The sequence below is a fragment of the Paracoccus benzoatiresistens genome (assembly GCF_026913015.1).
Taxonomy (GTDB): Bacteria; Pseudomonadota; Alphaproteobacteria; order Rhodobacterales; family Rhodobacteraceae; genus Paracoccus; species Paracoccus benzoatiresistens.
In genome coordinates this window covers 189,263-207,275 of record NZ_JAPTYD010000004.1, presented here as the reverse complement: position 1 = coordinate 207,275, position 18,013 = coordinate 189,263, and the positions used below count along the sequence as shown (strand labels likewise).

Annotated in this window: 13 protein-coding genes; 12 read left to right on the top strand and 1 reads right to left on the bottom strand. The window is 64.1% G+C overall.

Features of this window, described 5'->3' with window-relative positions:
• Positions 1-238: 238 nt before the first annotated feature.
• The 12 genes from OU682_RS05550 to OU682_RS05495 all read left to right on the top strand — a co-directional run bounded on the left by OU682_RS05550 (position 239) and on the right by OU682_RS05495 (position 16,870).
• Positions 239-580, top strand: a complete 342-nt coding sequence (locus tag OU682_RS05550; RefSeq protein ID WP_268941078.1) for a hypothetical protein — start codon at positions 239-241, stop codon at positions 578-580.
• A gap of 896 nt (positions 581-1,476) precedes the next feature.
• Complete coding sequence (locus OU682_RS05545) at positions 1,477-1,773, top strand: hypothetical protein (RefSeq protein WP_268941077.1); 297 nt, start codon at positions 1,477-1,479, stop codon at positions 1,771-1,773.
• 246 nt (positions 1,774-2,019) lie between these two features.
• Complete coding sequence (locus OU682_RS05540) at positions 2,020-4,104, top strand: alpha-1,4-glucan--maltose-1-phosphate maltosyltransferase (RefSeq protein WP_268941076.1); 2,085 nt, start codon at positions 2,020-2,022, stop codon at positions 4,102-4,104.
• Complete coding sequence (locus OU682_RS05535; protein WP_268941075.1) at positions 4,104-5,663, top strand: putative maltokinase; 1,560 nt, start codon at positions 4,104-4,106, stop codon at positions 5,661-5,663. The genes OU682_RS05540 and OU682_RS05535 overlap by 1 nt, the downstream gene beginning before the upstream one ends.
• Positions 5,660-7,813 (top strand): 1,4-alpha-glucan branching protein GlgB, encoded by a 2,154-nt coding sequence (gene glgB, locus OU682_RS05530; protein ID WP_268941074.1) that lies wholly within the window; start codon positions 5,660-5,662, stop codon positions 7,811-7,813. Before OU682_RS05535 ends, glgB begins: the two co-directional genes overlap by 4 nt.
• Before the next feature lie 185 nt (positions 7,814-7,998).
• Positions 7,999-10,068: a maltose alpha-D-glucosyltransferase gene (gene treS / locus OU682_RS05525; RefSeq protein WP_268941073.1), complete on the top strand. Its 2,070-nt coding sequence runs from the start codon at positions 7,999-8,001 to the stop codon at positions 10,066-10,068.
• A 497-nt stretch (positions 10,069-10,565) separates the two neighbouring features.
• Complete coding sequence (locus tag OU682_RS05520) at positions 10,566-11,720, top strand: ABC transporter substrate-binding protein (RefSeq protein WP_268941072.1); 1,155 nt, start codon at positions 10,566-10,568, stop codon at positions 11,718-11,720.
• Between the two features lie 79 nt (positions 11,721-11,799).
• Complete coding sequence (locus OU682_RS05515) at positions 11,800-12,723, top strand: branched-chain amino acid ABC transporter permease (protein WP_268941071.1); 924 nt, start codon at positions 11,800-11,802, stop codon at positions 12,721-12,723.
• On the top strand, positions 12,720-13,709 hold the full coding sequence (locus tag OU682_RS05510; RefSeq protein WP_268941070.1) for a branched-chain amino acid ABC transporter permease: 990 nt from the start codon (positions 12,720-12,722) through the stop codon (positions 13,707-13,709). The genes OU682_RS05515 and OU682_RS05510 overlap by 4 nt, the downstream gene beginning before the upstream one ends.
• Complete coding sequence (locus OU682_RS05505) at positions 13,706-14,458, top strand: ABC transporter ATP-binding protein (protein WP_268941069.1); 753 nt, start codon at positions 13,706-13,708, stop codon at positions 14,456-14,458. Before OU682_RS05510 ends, OU682_RS05505 begins: the two co-directional genes overlap by 4 nt.
• Entirely contained in the window at positions 14,458-15,147 is a 690-nt protein-coding gene (locus tag OU682_RS05500) for an ABC transporter ATP-binding protein (RefSeq protein WP_268941068.1), read from the top strand. The genes OU682_RS05505 and OU682_RS05500 overlap by 1 nt, the downstream gene beginning before the upstream one ends.
• Positions 15,148-15,241: 94 nt before the next feature.
• On the top strand, positions 15,242-16,870 hold the full coding sequence (locus OU682_RS05495; RefSeq protein WP_268941067.1) for an AMP-binding protein: 1,629 nt from the start codon (positions 15,242-15,244) through the stop codon (positions 16,868-16,870).
• Between the two features lie 73 nt (positions 16,871-16,943).
• On the opposite strand, the gene OU682_RS05490 is transcribed toward OU682_RS05495, so the two are convergent.
• The gene (locus OU682_RS05490) at positions 16,944-17,636 is read right to left on the bottom strand and encodes a homocysteine S-methyltransferase family protein (protein WP_329609779.1); all 693 of its coding nucleotides are present in this window, start codon (positions 17,634-17,636) and stop codon (positions 16,944-16,946) included.
• Positions 17,637-18,013 lie beyond the last annotated feature (377 nt).

Genomic DNA, 18,013 nt, shown 5'->3' with positions numbered 1-18,013 from the left:
GTGGAACACCGGAAAGGGAACTGCACCAGTCAGTCCTCATGGTTGAACTCCACGAAGATAACCTATCCTGGTGAATGCAAAGGAATTGCCCAGGGCCAGATCATCTCTCCGAAGGATAAGCCTCGGCCAAAAATGAGGTAAGCTGTTCTTTGCACCGATTGATTCCATGATGAATCCTATCCTTCGAAAACCTTGGAACGCGCCGTCCAATCGATGACAACCTGCGGAGAGGTATAGCATGCTCTGGATTTCCCTATCGCGCCGTATCGGCCTGGTCGCCGCCATTTCGGGAATAATCGGCCTTGTCCCTTTCGGTCCCCGCGCTCAGGCTCAGGAGTCCAGCTTCAGGGATTTCCCCTATGTCATCTTCTGCGAATACGAGCAGATCACCAGCGCCTATTATTTCTCGCGACTCCAGCCAGATGGACGCGCGATCTACATGACCCCCGATCGGCAGGTGGGCGTCATCACGCTTGATGGTGTCGCGCAGCGCGTGGATGGCGAGCGGCCCGGATCGTGCCAGGGCAAGACGCTCGACGAGCTTCGCGCGGCAGGTCGGGCCTTCGATCTGCCGGCTTGATCGCCAGCGATGGAATGGGCCAGCCTGTCAAGCAGGCCCCGATGCCTCAGGCCTTGATGCGCCCGGCACCACCGGCCAGCGTTTCCCAAACGACATGTCAAGGAAAGCGCCTGTTGCGCCCGGCTGTCTTGAATTCGGCAGAGGCCAGAAGGCGAGCCAGTTCTTCGCGGATCACGTCTTGTGTCGATCCCCATCATCTACCGTCCCCTTCCCGGACTGGACGAACGTCACAGTTACGTACTCGAAAGAGCGGCGCCGAGGCAGAACTTCTGGGACAGCCTGTGACATTCCACGGATCCTCTCGGTTGTCCTGCAACAAAGGAGTCTGACCCGCATGCGCGCCGTGGACCTTGCCGTCGGATTTGTCCCGGACTGCGCCGAGGCTGTCAGGCACCTTTACCTGCGAGACGAACAGCTTCGGTCGATTTGCGAGGATCTCCTGCTGGCCCGGGCTTCCTTGCTACGACCTGAGAGTCGGACCGATTCCGAAACGCGCGGAAGGACATCGAGGATTTCAGGAATGTCCTGCAGGAGCTGAAGGCCGAGTTGCGCTCCTATCTCGATGCTTCCGACAAGGTCTGAACGAGCGCCGCTGACCCGGATGAGGGTGAGGTTAACAGTAACTTACACAGCCGCGATGGAGGCCTGCATCCGCAACTTCTAGGATACCGGGACAGGCGGGGGATGACGCCGACCATGACTGGCTGCTCGGCCTGGTTCTCAGGCGTTTTGCTGCTCATGGTACGCTGTCCATGTGCACAAATTTTGGCACCAGCCCGTCGGCAGAGCCAGCGCCCGGCGAGGATCCACCTCGCCGGCGTAGGGAAGGCTTGTCGGGTAACGATTGCACCGACTGTTCGTCGGAACGACCGTTGGGTTCATTGTGGGAGTTGAAAATGTCAAAACTAACTCTGGCCGTTGCAGGCGGGATCGCTCTGTTGTCGGTTGTTTCTGCGCAGGCTCAAGACCGAGAACTGCGGGTCGATTGTGGCGCGACCGACGTGATCATGAGCGTGGATCAGGTGGTGGTCATAAAGGAAAATACCGACATGACCGGAGAGGAGATCGCAGCCCGTACGTGCGATATCTTCAGACAAGTCGACGCGTCGGCCTTTACCGAGCCCACAAACGTAACGGTTACAATGCCGTCCGGTGCTCAGGTCAAGGCGAAGATGCAGGTCAGCCAGAAGTAACCGTAACACGCATCCTTGAATCAAGCCCGCAGCTGGCCGCGCATGCGAACGTGGCCAGCTGTGCCCGCATGACATCGGCACTGATGATGTGGCCGAAATCTGGCTGCTGGAACAAGGCTGAGGATAGCTGTTCCGGCCTGCCCAGGCGGCTTGCAGGGAATGCGCTGATCACTGCGGCGTGATCTTGCAGGAACCTTTGTCGCGCCAAGCCGGTTTTCCTGACACTTGACTGTTAGGGGAGCAATCATGCTGGGCAACAACTTGACGACCAACACAGAGCAAGACGCAGCCCAGGGCACTGCAGGCACAAAGGCGCAGCCGGACCTGGAGGCAAGGTCGGACGCGAGGCTTGGGACACTTGCCGCGCAGCGTATCGCCATCGAAGGGGTCTCGATCGAGATCGACGGCGGCCGCTTCCCTGCCAAGGCCGTCGTGGGCCAGCCCACCATCATCGAGGCTGACATCTTCTCGGACGGGCATGACTCGATTGCCGCCGCAGTCCTGTGGCGTCGTGCCGACGATAGGGAAGCCTGCGAAGCCACGATGACCCTGGTTGAGAATGACCGCTGGGCCACCAGTGTCGTTTTCCCCGAAAATGACTTTTACGAATGCAAGATCATTTCCTGGCGCGATCTGTTCACGACCTGGCACAAGGAAGTGACCAAGAAGCTGGCGGCCGGTCAGCGGATCGCCCTGGAACTGGAGGAAGGCCGCAGGCTGCTGGAGGCCGGGTTGAAGGATGGCCACCCCTCGGGCGATGCGCGCGCGACCCTGGTCGGGGTTCTGGCGGCTGATGCGGCCTATGCCGAGGCTGCCGGAGACGATGCGCCCGCTGACGCCGCTCGGTTTGCACGCTTGGGCGACCCCTCGGTCCTCGCCCTGATGCAGCAGTTCGGCCCCCGAACCAATCTGACCGAATACAAGACGCTGACGGTCTTCGTGGACCGCAAGGCGGCCGCCTTCAGCGCGTGGTACGAGATCATGCCCCGGTCGCAATCTGGCGACGTCAACCGTCACGGCACATTCGACGACGTCATCGCACGGCTTCCCTATGTGCGCGACCTGGGCTTTGACGTGCTGTATTTCCCCCCCATCCATCCCATCGGCAAGACGAACCGCAAGGGCCGCAACAACAGCCTGACGGCGCAGGAAGGCGAGCCGGGCAGCCCCTATGCGATCGGCAGCGAGGAGGGCGGGCATGACGCGATCCATCCCGAGCTTGGCAGCTTCGAGGATTTCCGCCGCCTGATCGCCGCAGCCAGGGATCATGGGCTGGAGATCGCGCTGGACTTTGCCATCCAATGTTCGCCCGACCATCCCTGGATCAAGCAGCATCCCGAATGGTTCGACTGGCGCCCGGACGGCACGATCAAGTTCGCCGAAAATCCGCCGAAGAAATACGAGGACATCGTCAACGTCCACTTCTATCGTGGCGCGCTGCCGTCGCTGTGGTATGCGCTTCGTGACGTGGTGCTGTTCTGGGTGGACCAGGGCGTGCGCATCTTTCGCGTGGACAATCCCCACACCAAGCCCTTCCCCTTCTGGGAATGGATGATCGCCGAGGTGCGCGCCAAGGATCCCGGCGTGATCTTCCTGGCCGAGGCCTTCACCCGCCCCAAGGTGATGAAGCGGCTGGCGAAGGTCGGCTTCTCGCAGTCCTATTCCTACTTCACCTGGCGCAACAGGAAGCAGGAAATCACCGACTATCTGACCGAGCTGACGCAGGAGGAATGCCGCGAATACATGCGGCCGAACTTCTTCGTGAACACGCCCGACATCAATCCCCGTTTCCTGCAGAACAGCGGCCGCCCGGGCTTTCGCACGCGGCTGGTCCTGGCAGCGACCCTTGGCGGCAACTACGGCGTTTATAACGGTTTCGAGATCTGCGAGGCGGCGCCCGTGCCCGGGAAGGAGGAATACCTCAACTCCGAGAAATACGAGATCCGGGCATGGAACATGGATCAGCCCGGACATATCCAGGATGACATCCGCCTGATGAACCGGCTGCGCCGAACCCATCCCGCCTTGCAGCACTTCACGAATGTGAAGTTCTATCATGCCTGGAACGACAAGGTGCTTTCCTATGGCAAGCAGACGGGCAACGATTTCCTGCTGATCCACGTCAACCTTGATCCCCACAACATCCAGTCCTTCGAATTCGAGGTTCCCCTGTGGGAGTTCGGCCTGCCCGACGAAGCCTCGGTCGAGGTGCGCGACCTGGTCCACGGCAACAGCTTCACCTGGCACGGAAAGAACCACTGGCTGGAGCTTGAACCCCATAGCCGACCCTATGCCATCTGGCAGCTTTTCGCCCCCGGAGTTCCCCGCTGATGGATATCCTGCCGGAGTTCATGACCTTGGACGCGCGCGACGGGCGGGTGGCGACGGCCCTCGGGGGGCCCGGGGGGACGCAGTTCACGGATGAGGTCCTGCCGCGATGGCTGCCATTGCAGCGCTGGTTCGCGGGCAAGGACAAGGCGATCAGCGCGGTCCGCATGACACCTCTGGGCGATCTGGCAGGGGGCGAGCATGAGCTGGTTTCTGTCGACGTGACAGTCGGCGTCGAGGATCAAAGCTATCTGCTGCCGATCTCGGCCCGGTGGGGGGATGGGAACCTGCGTGCCGGTGCGTCGGAGCTGTCCTATACGTTGGCCAGGGTCCGCCATAACGACCGGTCGGGAACGCTGATCGACGGCGCCTATGACCAGCGTCTGCCGCAACTGCTGCTGGACGCGATGAAGGAGAACCGCCCTGTCGGATCCCTGCGTTTCGAGGGAACGGACGCCCTGCGCCGGATCGAGAATCCGGGCGATCCCCGGCAGCTTGGCGCGGAACAGTCGAACCTGTCCATCGCCTTCGGTGACAAGATCATCCTGAAGCTCTATCGCCGCATCCGCGAGGGCGAGCAGCCGGATGTGGAAGTTGCGAAGTTCCTGACGGAAGTCGCGGGCTATGAACATACGCCGCGCTTCCTGGGCCAGGTCGCGCATGGATCGACGACCCTGGCCGCGGCATTTGCCTTTTTCCCGAACCGGGGCGACGCCTGGACCGGCATCATCGACGCCCTGGAAGCCGAGATGCACAAGACCGGAACGCGGTCCCCGGGCGGCGAAGGGCGGCCAGAGGACGCCAGCTTCGACTTCCCGCTCAGCGTGGGTTCGATTCTGGGACAGCGCACTGCGGAACTGCACAAGGCCTTGGCGACCAGCACCGACGATCCGGCCTTCGCGACCGAGGACCTGACGCCGGAGCAGCTTGGCAAGTGGTCGCTGGATGCCGAGGCCGAGGCGCAGGCGCTGATTGCGCGGCTGGAACAGGCGCAGTTGCCCGAGCAGGCCGCCCCCCTGGCGCAATCCTTTCTGGCGCAGCGCGAGGCGCTGCTGTCGCGGCTGCGGGCAGTGGCAGACCTTGCGCCAGCCTGCAAGCTGTCGCGCATCCACGGCGACTTCCACCTGGGACAGGTGCTGCTGGCCCGGAACGACGTGGCGATCATCGACTTCGAGGGCGAGCCCGCCCGCAGCCTTGCCGAACGGCGCGAGAAATCCTCGCCCTTGCGCGACGTGGCGGGAATGCTGCGGTCCTTCGACTATGCCGCGATGACCGTGATCTCGCGCCAGAGGGACGGGTCCGGCAGCACGGCGGAACGCAGGCTGGAGCGCGTAGAGACATGGCGGCGGATGGTCATCCGCGACTTCCTGGATGCCTACGGGACCCATTCGGAAGGTGCGGCGAACCTGCCCCAGGATGCCGCATCGCGCGAGGCGCTGCTGGACTTCTTCCTGCTGCACAAGGCGATCTACGAGGCGGGGTACGAGTTGAGCAACAGGCCCGCCTGGATCGGCATTCCCTTGAAGGGGATTCTCAATCTCTTGGAACGGAGTGGCGAATGAGCGGTGCCTCGACAGGCGATATCGAGGCTATCCTGCGTGGTAGCCATCCCAACCCCTTTGCCATCCTGGGCCCCCATGAGGGCGAGGTGCGGGTCTTTGCGCCGCAGGCCTCCGAGGTCGCGGTCCTTTCCGACGGCAAGCGCACGCCCCTGGAACGCATACACCGCGAGGGCTTCTTTGCCGGACCCTTCGGCGGCAACCAGTACCAGTTGGAGATGAAATCCGGCGATCGCACCTGGGTGGTCGAGGATCCCTATCGCTTCGGTCTCGTTCTGGGCGAGATGGACGAATACCTGATCGCCGAGGGGCGGCATCGGCAGCTATACGAAAAGCTGGGCGCGCACCCGATCACCCACGAGGGCGTCGAGGGCGTGGCCTTCGTCGTCTGGGCGCCCAATGCGAGGCGGGTCAGCGTGGTCGGAGACTTCAACGCCTGGGACGGCCGCCGCCATCCGATGCGCAGGCGCTTGGGACCCGGCTTGTGGGAACTGTTCATCCCCGGCCTGTCGGTGGGCGAGCTTTACAAGTACGAGATCATCAGCGCCCATGGCGAACGGATGCCGCTGAAGGCCGACCCGATGGGCTTCTCGCACGAGCAATCGCCCGGAACCGCCTCGGTCATCAGCGGGCTGCCCGATTATCCCTGGCAGGATGGGGACTGGATGACACGCAGGGCTGCGCGGCAGGACCGCAAGGCCCCGATCTCGATCTACGAGGTTCACCTGGGATCATGGCGACGCGGCGGCGAGGGCGAGGTTCTGGACTACGACGCCATCGCCGACCTTCTGGTCCCCTACGTGACAGACATGGGCTTCACCCATGTGGAGTTCCTGCCGGTGTCGGAACATCCCTTTACCGGATCCTGGGGGTATCAGCCCATCGGCCTGTTCGCCCCGACCAGCCGCTATGGCTCGGCCGAGGCCTTTGCGCGGCTGGTGGACCGGCTGCACGCCGCAGGCATCGGCGTCATCATCGACTGGGTTCCGGCGCATTTCCCGGCCGACGCCCACGGACTGGGCCGGTTCGACGGGACCGCTCTTTACGAACATGAAGACCCGCGGCAAGGGTTCCATCAGGACTGGAACACGCTGATCTACAACTTCGGCCGGCGTGAAGTGGCGAATTTCCTGCAGGCCAGCGCGCTTTACTGGCTCGACAGGTTCCATATCGACGCGCTGCGCGTGGATGCGGTGGCCTCCATGCTGTATCTCGACTATTCGCGGCAGCCGGGCCAATGGATCCCCAACCAGTTCGGCGGGAACGAGAACCTCGAGGCGATCGACTTCCTGCGCAACGTGAACGAACGCGTCCACGAGGACTATCCCGGCGCCATCACCATTGCCGAGGAATCCACCGCCTTTCCCAAGGTCAGCCGCCCGGTGAAGGAAGGGGGCCTTGGCTTCGGGTTCAAATGGAACATGGGTTGGATGCACGACACGCTGGGCTATTTCCGTCGTGACCCCCTCTATCGCCGCTACCATCAGAACGACCTGACCTTTGGCCTGGTCTATGCGTTCTCCGAGGACTTCGTGCTGCCGCTGAGCCATGACGAGGTCGTGCATGGCAAGGGATCGCTGATCCGGCAGATGGCGGGCGACAGATGGCAGAAATTTGCCAACCTGCGCGCATACTTCGCCTTCATGTGGACTCATCCCGGCAAAAAGCTGCTGTTCATGGGCGGCGAGTTCGCGCAGGACCGCGAATGGAACCACGACCAGTCGCTGGACTGGCACCTGCTGGAGGATCCCCTGCACAGCGGGATGCAACGGCTGATCAAGGACCTGAACCGGCTTTATCGCGACCTGCCTGCGCTGCACAGGCTGGACTGCGATCCCGACGGGTTCAAATGGATCGATGCCAGCGATGCCGAGCAAAGCGTTCTGGTCTATATGCGAAAGTCGGACGACGATGCTCCTCCTGCGGTGGTCGTGTGCAACCTGACGCCCGCGGTGCGCCACGACTATCGCATCGGTGTGCCGAAACCGGGCGGCTGGCGCGAAATTCTCAACACCGACGCCGACACTTACGGCGGGTCGGGTGTCGTCAACCATGAGCCGCTCCAGACCGAGGACATCGCATGGCACGGGCGTACGGCATCCCTTCGCCTGACGCTTCCACCGCTGGCGACGATCGTGCTGTTTCCCGAATAAAGGACCCGGGTGCCGCAGAAAGCGGCTGCATCCGGGACCAGCAATCATGCCTGCTGGCCAGCCAGCAAACATCATCGCCAGCTTGCCATGCCCGTGGCGAGGCATGGGGATAGCGGCCTTGACTGAGGAACTCGCACTATTTTCTGCTGTTACTGCTAGGCAACGTGAAGATGGGAATACCCTTGATGACCGCAACTCCGGACGCCGACACGATTGATAAGCTGGTTTCCCTGTCAATGCTTTATCAAGCACGGCGCCATGCTGAGAACTATGGTGGCAGGGGCCGCATGTGGCAAAATCCCTATGCGGAATCCAGGCCTCGTGCAGCTTCGGCGATCGCTCCGGTATGGTTTACGGCCTATCCGCCTTCCATCATCACGCGCCCCGGCGAGTCGGTTCTTGGGGCACTGGGCGATGCCCGGCTGTGGTCGGCACTGGCCTCGATGGGGGTTCGGGCGATACACACCGGCCCCACCAAGCAGGCGGGGGGTTACAGGGACGGAAGATATACGCCGACGATAGATGGCAATTTCGACCGGACCGGATTCGGAACGGACCCTGTTTTCGGAACAACGGAAGAATTTCTGGCGATCAGCCGCATGGCGGCCGCCCACAATGCGGTCGTCATTGATGACGTGATACCCGCCCATACCGGCAAGGGACCCGACTTCCGGTTGGCGGAGATGAACCACTCTGTCTATCCCGGTCTCTATCACATGGTGGAGGTTCCCGAAGAGGAATGGCCCCTGCTTCCCGACGTTCCAGAGGGGCGGGATGCCGCCAACCTGTCTCCGGCAATCGTCGATCACCTCAAGGAACGCGGACTGATCGTCGGGCAGTTGCAACGGGTCATTTTCTTCGAGCCAGGCGTCAAGGAAACCGACTGGAGCGTGACCGGCCCGGTGGTCGGCGTGGATGGAAAAGTCCGCCGTTGGGTGTACCTTCACTATTTCAAGGAAGGCCAGCCCAGCCTGAACTGGCTCGATCCCTCCTTTGCGGCGCAGCAGATGATCATCGGTGACGCCCTGCACTCGATCGATCACATGGGTGCGCGGGGGCTGCGGCTCGACGCGAACGGGTTCCTTGGCGTAGAGCGCCGGACCGAGGGCCCCGCCTGGTCGGAAAGCCATCCTCTCTCCGTCACCGGGAACGCCTTGCTTGCCGGCATGATCCGGAAGGCCGGGGGCTTTTCGTTCCAGGAGTTGAACCTCACGGTTGACGACATCGCCACGATGTCGAAAGGCGGGGCGGATCTTTCCTACGACTTCATCACGAGGCCTGCCTATCACCATGCGCTTCTTACCGGTAATACGGAGTTTCTGCGCATGATGCTCCGGATGGTGCATGATTTCGGCATTGATCCGGCATCCCTGATCCATGCCCTTCAGAACCACGATGAACTTACCACGGAGCTGGTCCATTTCTGGACCCTGCACGCCGACGATATCTACACCTTTGCAGGCAAGACCTGGCAGGGGCGCACGCTGCGAATGCATTTGCGCGATGAAATCAGGGAAAAGCTGACCGGGACCAACGCGCCCTACAATCTTCCTTTCGTGACCAACGGAATTGCCTGCACGACTGCAAGCGTGATAACCGCCGCACTCGGCATTTCCGACCTTGACGAGATAGCCGGCGAAGATATCCAGCTTATCAAGAAGGTCCACCTGCTGCTTGTCATGTACAATGCATTCCAGCCAGGTGTGTTTGCCCTGTCGGGTTGGGACCTTGTCGGGGCGTTGCCCTTGAACCCCGGCGAAGTGCAGGATCTCATGTCGGACGGTGACACGCGCTGGATAGAGCGTGGAGCGTATGACCTTACCGGACAGGCCGCGGAGCAGGCCTTTTCACCGGACGGCATACCAAGGGCCCGTTCTCTTTACGGATCGGTCTGCGAGCAACTGGAACAACCTGATTCCTTCGCGTCGCAGCTCAAGCGTCTTCTGGCTGTCAGGGAAGCCTATGGCATTGCCGCAAGCCACCAGACCCATATTCCCGATGTCTCCGCGGCAGGTCTTCTGGTGATGGTTCATGTCCTGCCCAACGGGCGGGGAACACAGGTGACAGCGTTGAATTTCAGCGCCGAGCCAATCCAGGAAACCATTCACCTGTCCGAAGTTCCGCCCGGGCCGGTGGTCGATATGATCGCAGAAACGATCGTCGGGGATTTGGATGAAGATGGCGCTCTCGCAATCAAGCTTGATCCATACGAGGGTCTGTCGCTGCGTATCGTGAGCACGTCCCCCTCGCTTTGAGGACGTCGCCTGAAAAAGACAACGACCTTTCCACCGGTCCTGGCGCAAGGCTGAGGTTTGCGGATCGGCAGCTTGGCGCCTTGTACATGGCAACGGCGTCGGGCTGAGGCCATGTCTGTGACAGACCTCCGCCGTCGCATTCCGGCCTCTTGTTCCTTGCGCCGGATGCACTGATCCTGCCGGATTTCCAGCCCGGCACCCGAAAGCTGATCGTCGATCTGGGGCCGCAGCATCTTGAGGCGTTGGACGGTGCGGTGCTCTTCGCGCATCGTGCGAGGCGGTCCGGCCCTTGGGCGGACTGGCGGGACAAGCGCACGGATGCTGCCCCTGCTGACCTTCCTGCTTTCCGGTATCGGGATGCAGCGGGGCAGCGCATCTGATGCCGCCCGGCCAGGCAATTTCGGTCAGGCTCAATATTCTTCTTGCGCGATGGAAGCTTTATGCATGAAATTGTTTCCAACAACAAATAACGAAGCACCCAACAGGAACCTGTCCGCATGCGCCTTCTGGCCCTTTCTACCGCCCTGACTCTGTCCTTCGTGTCGGGCGCCCTTGCCGAAGACCCGGTCAAGATCGGCGTCCTTCTGACGCTGTCCGGCCCTCCCGCCGTTCTGGGCGAACATGCCCGCGACGGCGTGCTGCTGGCCGAAAAGGCCCTGGGCGGCAAGATCGGCGGGCGCGAGGCCGAGATCATCGTCGTCGACGACGAGGGCAAGCCCGACATCGCGGCCCAGAAGGCCCGCGAACTGGTGGAAGGGCAGGGCGTCGATTTCGTGATCGGGCCGATCTTTTCCAACATCATGACCGCCATCGCCGCTCCGGTGACGCAGGGCGGCGCGATCCTGGTATCGCCGAATGCGGGTCCGTCGAACTTTGCCGGCAAAGACTGCAATGCCGACATCTTCGTGGTGTCCTACCAGAACGACCAGATGCCCCAGGTCCTGGCCGAGCATATGAACAAGCAGGGGATCGCCAATGTCTATCTGCTGGCGCCGAACTATCAGGCGGGCCAGGACAGCCTGAACGGCTTCAAGGCCGTCTACAAGGGCGACGTCGCGGGCGAGCTGTTCGTACCGCTGGGCCAACTGGATTTCTCGGCGGAGCTGGCCCAGATCGCCGCGTCCCAGCCTGCTGCCGTCTATGCCTTCATGCCGGGCGGCATGGGCGTGAACCTGGTCAAGCAATGGGGGCAGGCGGGGCTTTCCTCGATCCCGCTGATGTCGGCCTTCACGGTCGATGAAACCACGCTGCCCGCCGAACAGGATGCCGCACTGGACATGCTGACGGGGTCGAACTGGGCGCCCGACCTGGACACGCCGGGCAACGCGGACTTCGTGGCAAGCTTCAAGCAGGATTATGGCCGCGTGCCCTCGCTCTATGCGATGGGGGGATACGATTCGCTGATGCTGATCGACAGCGCCGTGAAGGCCGCCGGGACCGAGGACCGCGAAGCCCTGCGCGCGGCCCTGAAAGCCGCCGACTTTCCCAGCCTGCGTGGAGAATTCGCGTTCTCGACGAACAACTTCCCCGTCCAGGACTTCTACCTGACCAAGGCCATCAAGGATGACGAGGGCAACTACCGCACCTCGGTCGTCGAGAAGGTCTTCACCGCAGCGGCCGACAGCTATGTCGGCGAATGCCCGATGAAGTGACGCCCCCTGGCGGGCAACGGCGCTGATTGGCCGGCCCTATGGGGCCGGGCGGACCCCCCATGCGAACAAGGGACGGCCGATGTTCAACCTTTTCCTTCTTCAGCTTCTGAACGGCGCCCAGTTCGGGATCCTGCTGTTCCTGGTCGCCGCCGGCCTGACGCTGGTCTTCGGGATCATGGATTTCATCAACCTGGCCCATGGCGTCCTTTACATGGTGGGCGGCTATGTCATGGCGATGATGATGGGCGCGACGAACAATTTCTGGCTGTCGCTGGCGATGGTGCTGCCGCTGACGCTGGCCGTCGGCCTCGTCCTCGAGGTGCTGGTGTTCCGGAGGCTTTATGACCGGTCGCACCTGGATCAGGTCCTGGCGACCTTCGGCCTTGTGCTGGTGCTGTCGGAACTGGTGCGGATCATCTGGGGGTCGGCGCCGCTGTCGGTGGCCATGCCCGAAATCCTGTCCGGCTCGGTCCCTCTGGCCGGCCCGGTTCGCTATCCGGTCTATCGCCTGGGGGTGATCGGCGTCGGGCTGGGGGTGGCGCTGGCGCTGTGGTTCGTGATCGCCCGGACCCGTGTCGGGATGCTTCTGCGGGCGGGGGCCGCGAACCGGTCCATGGTGTCCGCCCTGGGAACCGACATCAACCGGCTGTTCATGCTGGTCTTCGCCGCAGGCGCGATGCTGGCGGGCTTTGCGGGGGCCATTGTCTCGCCCATCCTGTCGGTCGATCCGGGCATGGGCGACAGCATCCTGATCCTGACCTTCGTGGTGATCGTGATCGGCGGGGTCGGATCGGTGAAGGGCGCCTTCTGCGCGGCCCTGCTGGCGGGCATCGTGGATACGCTGGGCCGCATGTTCGGACCGATCATCCTGAAATCGATCATGGACCCGGCCGCGGCCGCCCAGGCCGGGCGGACCATCGCGCCGATGCTGGTCTATGTCCTGATGGCGGCGGTGCTGTTCTGGCGTCCCGCGGGCCTGTTCGGGCGGAGCGTCGCGCGATGACAGACCTTAGCCAGGCATTGGCGCCCGCACGTCCGCGCCTAGCCGGACGGCTGAAGCTGGCGCTGTGCATCTTTGCCCTCATGGCCGCGGTGCCACCCCTGGCCCATGCCTTGGGCGAGCCGTTCCTGATCGTCGTCGCCACCCGCATGATGGTCTTCGCGATCGCCGCGCTGTCGCTGGACCTGATCCTGGGCTATGGCGCGATGGTGTCCTTCGGCCATGCCGCCTATCTGGGCTTCGGCGCCTATGCCGTGGCGGTCCTGTCGCGGGCGGGCATCGACGACCTGTTCCTGCACCTGCTGGCGGGGATCGCGGCTTCGGCCGTCTTTGCCGCGCTGACGGGCGCGATCAGCCTGCGGACGCGGGGCGTCTATTTCATCATGATCACCCTGGCCTTCGGGCAGATGGCGTTCTTCTTCTTCGTGTCCTTCTCGACGCTGGGGGGCGACGACGGGGTGGCCCTGACGGCGCGGTCCACGGTGCTGGGAATGCCGCTGCTGCAAGGGGCGCAGGGCATGTTCTATGTCACGCTGGCGCTGCTGGTCCTGGTCTTCGCCGGGCTCTACCGGCTGACGCTGTCGCGCTTTGGCCGGGTGCTGACCGGCACGCGCGAAAGCGCGCTGCGCATGCAGGCCATCGGCTTCAGGCCCTTTCCCTACCAGCTGACCGCCTATGTCATCGCCGGCTGCCTTTGTTCGATCGCGGGGGTTCTGCTGGCCAACCAGGCCATCTACGTCTCGCCCGCCTACATGAGCTGGCACCGCTCGGGCGAGATGATCGTGATGCTGGTCCTGGGCGGCATCGGCAGCCTGACCGGCGCGATGGTTGGCGGCCTTGTCACCATCGCGCTCGAGGAAGGGCTGGCGCGCTATTCCGAACACTGGCGTCTGGGCTTTGGCCTGATCCTGGTGCTGGTCGCGCTGTTTTCGCCGGGCGGGCTGTCGGGCCTGCTGCGCCGCCTGGGCCTGGGGAGAGACGCGACATGACCGCTCCGCTGCTGAGCGTGCAGAACCTGTCGAAATCCTATGGCGCGCTGAAGGTCACGCAGGACGTGTCGCTGGATGTCCGGGAAGGCCGGATCCACGCGATCATCGGTCCCAACGGGGCAGGCAAGACGACGCTGATCTCTCAGCTATCGGGCCAGTTGCGGCCCGACAGCGGCCGGGTGGTTTATGATGGACGGGACATCACCCGCCTGGACATGGCGGGACGCGTCCGCCTGGGCTTAGCGCGGTCCTTCCAGTTGACCACGCTGCTGCCCGGCTTCACCGCCCTGGAAAACGTCGCCCTGGCGGTGCAGGCGCGCGAGGGATCGTCCTTCCGCTTCCTGCGCCCGGCCGCGACCGAAGGCGCGCTGAACGACCAGGCGATGGCCTGCCTGGCCGACGTGGGCCTGGCCGACCGCGCCCGCAGCCAGGCCGGGTCGCTGAGCCACGGCGAAAAACGCCAGCTTGAACTGGCCGTGGCGCTTGCGACCCGGCCGCGCCTGCTGCTGCTGGACGAACCCCTGGCCGGCACGGGACACGAGGAAGCCGCCCGCCTGATCGCCATGTTCGGCGGCCTCAAGGATCGCGTGACGATGGTGCTGATCGAACACGACATGAACGCGGTCTTCGCCCTGGCCGACACGGTGTCGGTGCTGGTCTATGGCCGGATCGTGGCCAGCGGCAGCCCCGCCGAGGTGCGCGCCGATGCCCGCGTCCGCGCCGCCTATCTGGGAGAGGAGGCCGCCTGATGCTGACCGTCGAAGACCTGCAGGCATCCTATGGCGACAGCCGCGTGCTGTTCGGAATCGACCTTTCGGTCGCGCGCGGAGAGGTGGTGACCCTTCTTGGCCGCAACGGCATGGGCAAGACGACCACGGTGCGGTCGATCTTCGGCCTGCTGCGGCCACGGGGCGGGCGCGTCAGCATCGACGGTCGCGACCTGACGGGCGCGGCCCCGCATCTGGTCGCCCGCGCGGGCTTGGGACTGGTGCCCGAGGGCCGCCAGGTCTTCGCCCCCCTCACGGTCGAGGAGAACCTGGTCGCCACGGCGCGCAGCAAGGGAAAATGGACGCTGGAGAGGGTCTATGCGCTGTTTCCGCGCCTGAAGGAGCGCCGCCGCAATATGGGCGATCAGTTGTCGGGCGGAGAACAGCAGATGCTGGCCGTGGGACGGGCGCTGATGACCAATCCCGCGCTGATCGTGCTGGACGAGGCGACCGAGGGGTTGGCCCCCTTGATCCGCGAGGAGATCTGGTCCTGCCTGCGCCACCTCAAGGACGAGGGCGAGGCGATCCTGGTCATCGACAAGAACGTGGACGCGCTTGTCCGTCTGGCCGACCGGCATGTGGTCATCGAAAAGGGAAGGGTGGTCTGGACCGGGTCGAGCGCGGACCTGATCGCCACGCCGGATGTGAAGACCCGCTTTCTCCAGGTCTGACGAAAGGCCGCGGCTGCTTCGGCGCGGCCAGATGCATGAAGTTCAAAATATCGAAGTGCAAAACAATAACGATGACCAACAGGGAACGCTTGCGATGCTTGGACCCAGCACCCACACGGATACCTTCTGCCGCGACAACCTGCCCCCGGCGCACCGGCAGCCGGACTTCCTGCTGGATCGCTTCACCTATCCCGAAACGCTGAATGCCGCGGTCGAACTGACCGACCGCATGGTGGAACGCGGCTTCGGCAACCGCGTGGCGCTGGTCGGGCAGGGGCGCAGCCGCAGCTATGCGGAACTGGCCGACTGGACCAGCCGCATCGCCCGCGTCCTGGTCGAGGATCACGGCATCCAGCCCGGCAACCGCATCCTGATCCGGTCGCCCAACACGCCCGCGCTTGTCGCCTGCTGGCTGGGTGCGACCAAGGCCGGGGCCGTGGTCGTGAACACCATGCCGCTGCTGCGCAAGAAGGAACTGCTGCAACATACGGAAAAGGCGCAGGTCTCACTGGCACTATGCGACTTGCGGATGCTGGACGAGATGCAGGCCTGCATGGAAGACAGCGCCCATCTGAAGCGGATCGTGACCTTTGACGGCACCGCCGGACTGGAGGGCGACCTGGACCGCGCCGCCGCCGCCAAGCCCGCCGGTCCCTTCTGGGTCGAAACGGGGCGCGACGACGTGGCGCTTCTGGGCTTCACCTCGGGCTCGACCGGGGTGCCCAAGGCCACGATGCATTTCCACCGCGACCTGCTGATCATCGCCGATGCCTATGCGCGGGAAATCCTGGAGGTGCGGCCCGACGACGTGTTCGTGGGATCTCCGCCCCTGGCCTTCACCTTCGGGCTGGGCGGGTTGGCGATCTTTCCGCTGCGCTTCGGCGCCTCCTCGGTCCTGCTGGAAAAGGCCGCACCGGCCGATCTGATCGGCATCATCCAGTCGCACAGGGCTACGATCTGCTTCACCGCCCCCACGGCCTATCGCGCGATGATGGCCGCGATGGAGGACGGGGCCGACCTGTCGTCGCTGCGCTGCGCGGTATCCGCGGGCGAAACCCTGCCCGCGCCGGTCTTCACGTCATGGGTCGAAAAGACCGGCCGTCCGATGCTGGACGGCATCGGCGCGACCGAGATGCTGCACATCTTCCTGTCGAACCGCCTGACCGATGCCCGCCCGGGCGTCACCGGCAAGCCCCTTGCGGGCTACGAGGCGAGGGTCGTGGACGACCACATGAACGAGGTGCCGCGCGGCACGCCGGGCCACCTGGCGGTGCGCGGCCCGGTCGGCTGCCGCTATCTGGCCGACGACCGGCAGTCCAACTATGTCCGCGACGGCTGGAACCTGACCGGCGACACCTTCATCCAGGACGAGGACGGATATTTCCGCTTTGCCGCCCGGTCGGACGACATGATCGTTTCGGCGGGCTACAACATCGCCGGCCCCGAGGTCGAGGCCGCGCTGCTGGCCCATCCCGATGTCGCGGAATGCGGCGTGGTGGGCGCACCGGACGAGGCGCGGGGCACGGTCGTCCAGGCCCATGTCGTGCTGCGCCCCGGTGCCCTTGCCTGCGAGGACAAGGCGAAAGAACTGCAGGACTTCGTCAAGCGCACCATCGCCCCCTACAAATACCCCCGGTCCATCGTCTTCACCGACGCCCTGCCGAAGACCGAGAGCGGCAAGATCCAGCGGTTCCGCCTGAAGCAGGGCATGGCCACGCAATGATGCACAAGATCGCCGAAGGGAACGTCGTGCCCGGATAGCACCTGTCCTGGCAGGGCGCGGCGCCGACCGCGGGTCAGGCAGCGGCGCGCGTGACGCAGGCATCGGCCATGGCGGCGATATGCCGGTGGTCGGTGCCGCAGCAGCCGCCAAGCACGCGAAGCGCTGGCAGAAGCCGCTGGAGCGCCACATAGTCCTGGCCAAGCCCGGCCGGATCGCCTGCATCAAGCTCCGTCGCCTCGTCGAGTTCGGCATGGCTCTTGCGCGAGGCATTGGCGCGGACGCCGCCGATCCGGCTCGTCCAGGGGCCGCCAGCGGCAAGCACGTCGCGGAAATGGTCGGGATGCGCGCAGTTGATCATGAAGTATGTGGGCGCCGCGCCCGAACCGTCTATCTCCTCGATCGCCTCGGCAAGCGGCTGGCCGGTGGGCAACCTGCCGTCGGTCTCGAGGGTGAGGCCCATCGACACCGGCACGCCCGCCGCCTTCGCAGCCCGCGAGATGCCGATCGCCTCGCCCGAATGGGTCATCGTCATGACGGTGATCATGTCCACCCCGGCATCCGCGAATGTCGCGACCTGCGCGCTGTGATAGGCCTCGGCCTCATCCGGCTTCATCGTCCGGTCGGGGGCATAGCCGTCGCCGCGCGGCCCGATGTTGCCGCTGACGACGACCGGCGTGCCCGGCCGTTCCCAGGCGTCGCGCACTGCGACCATCAGGGCGACTGCCTCGCGGTTGAGGACGTCGAGGTCCTCCGCGTCGAAGCCCAGCTTCTCGCCCCAATCGCGGCTCGCGCGCCAGGTCGGCGTGTCGGCGATGAACCCGACGCCGCGCGATACGGCGATCTCGGCATGGCGGTCGAAGTAGCGGCGGAGCGCGGCCTTGCCCTCCGGCCTGCGGAGGAGCGGGAACGACGCGAAGCGGCAGGTCGAGGCCCTCGTGGAAGATCAGGGTCGTCTCGAGGCCGCTGTCGGTCAGCATCGGCTGTCCCGAAAGCTGCGGCAGCGCATGGCGGTAGCGAGCTGTGGTCATTGGGATTGCTCCTTTTGGGCCGGAAGTGCGGTTAAGCGGGAATGAGGCGTGCCTTGCTGTCGGGAAATGAAGTCTGGGTCACGCAGGAAGGAGGTGGGAAGATAGCGCATCTCTT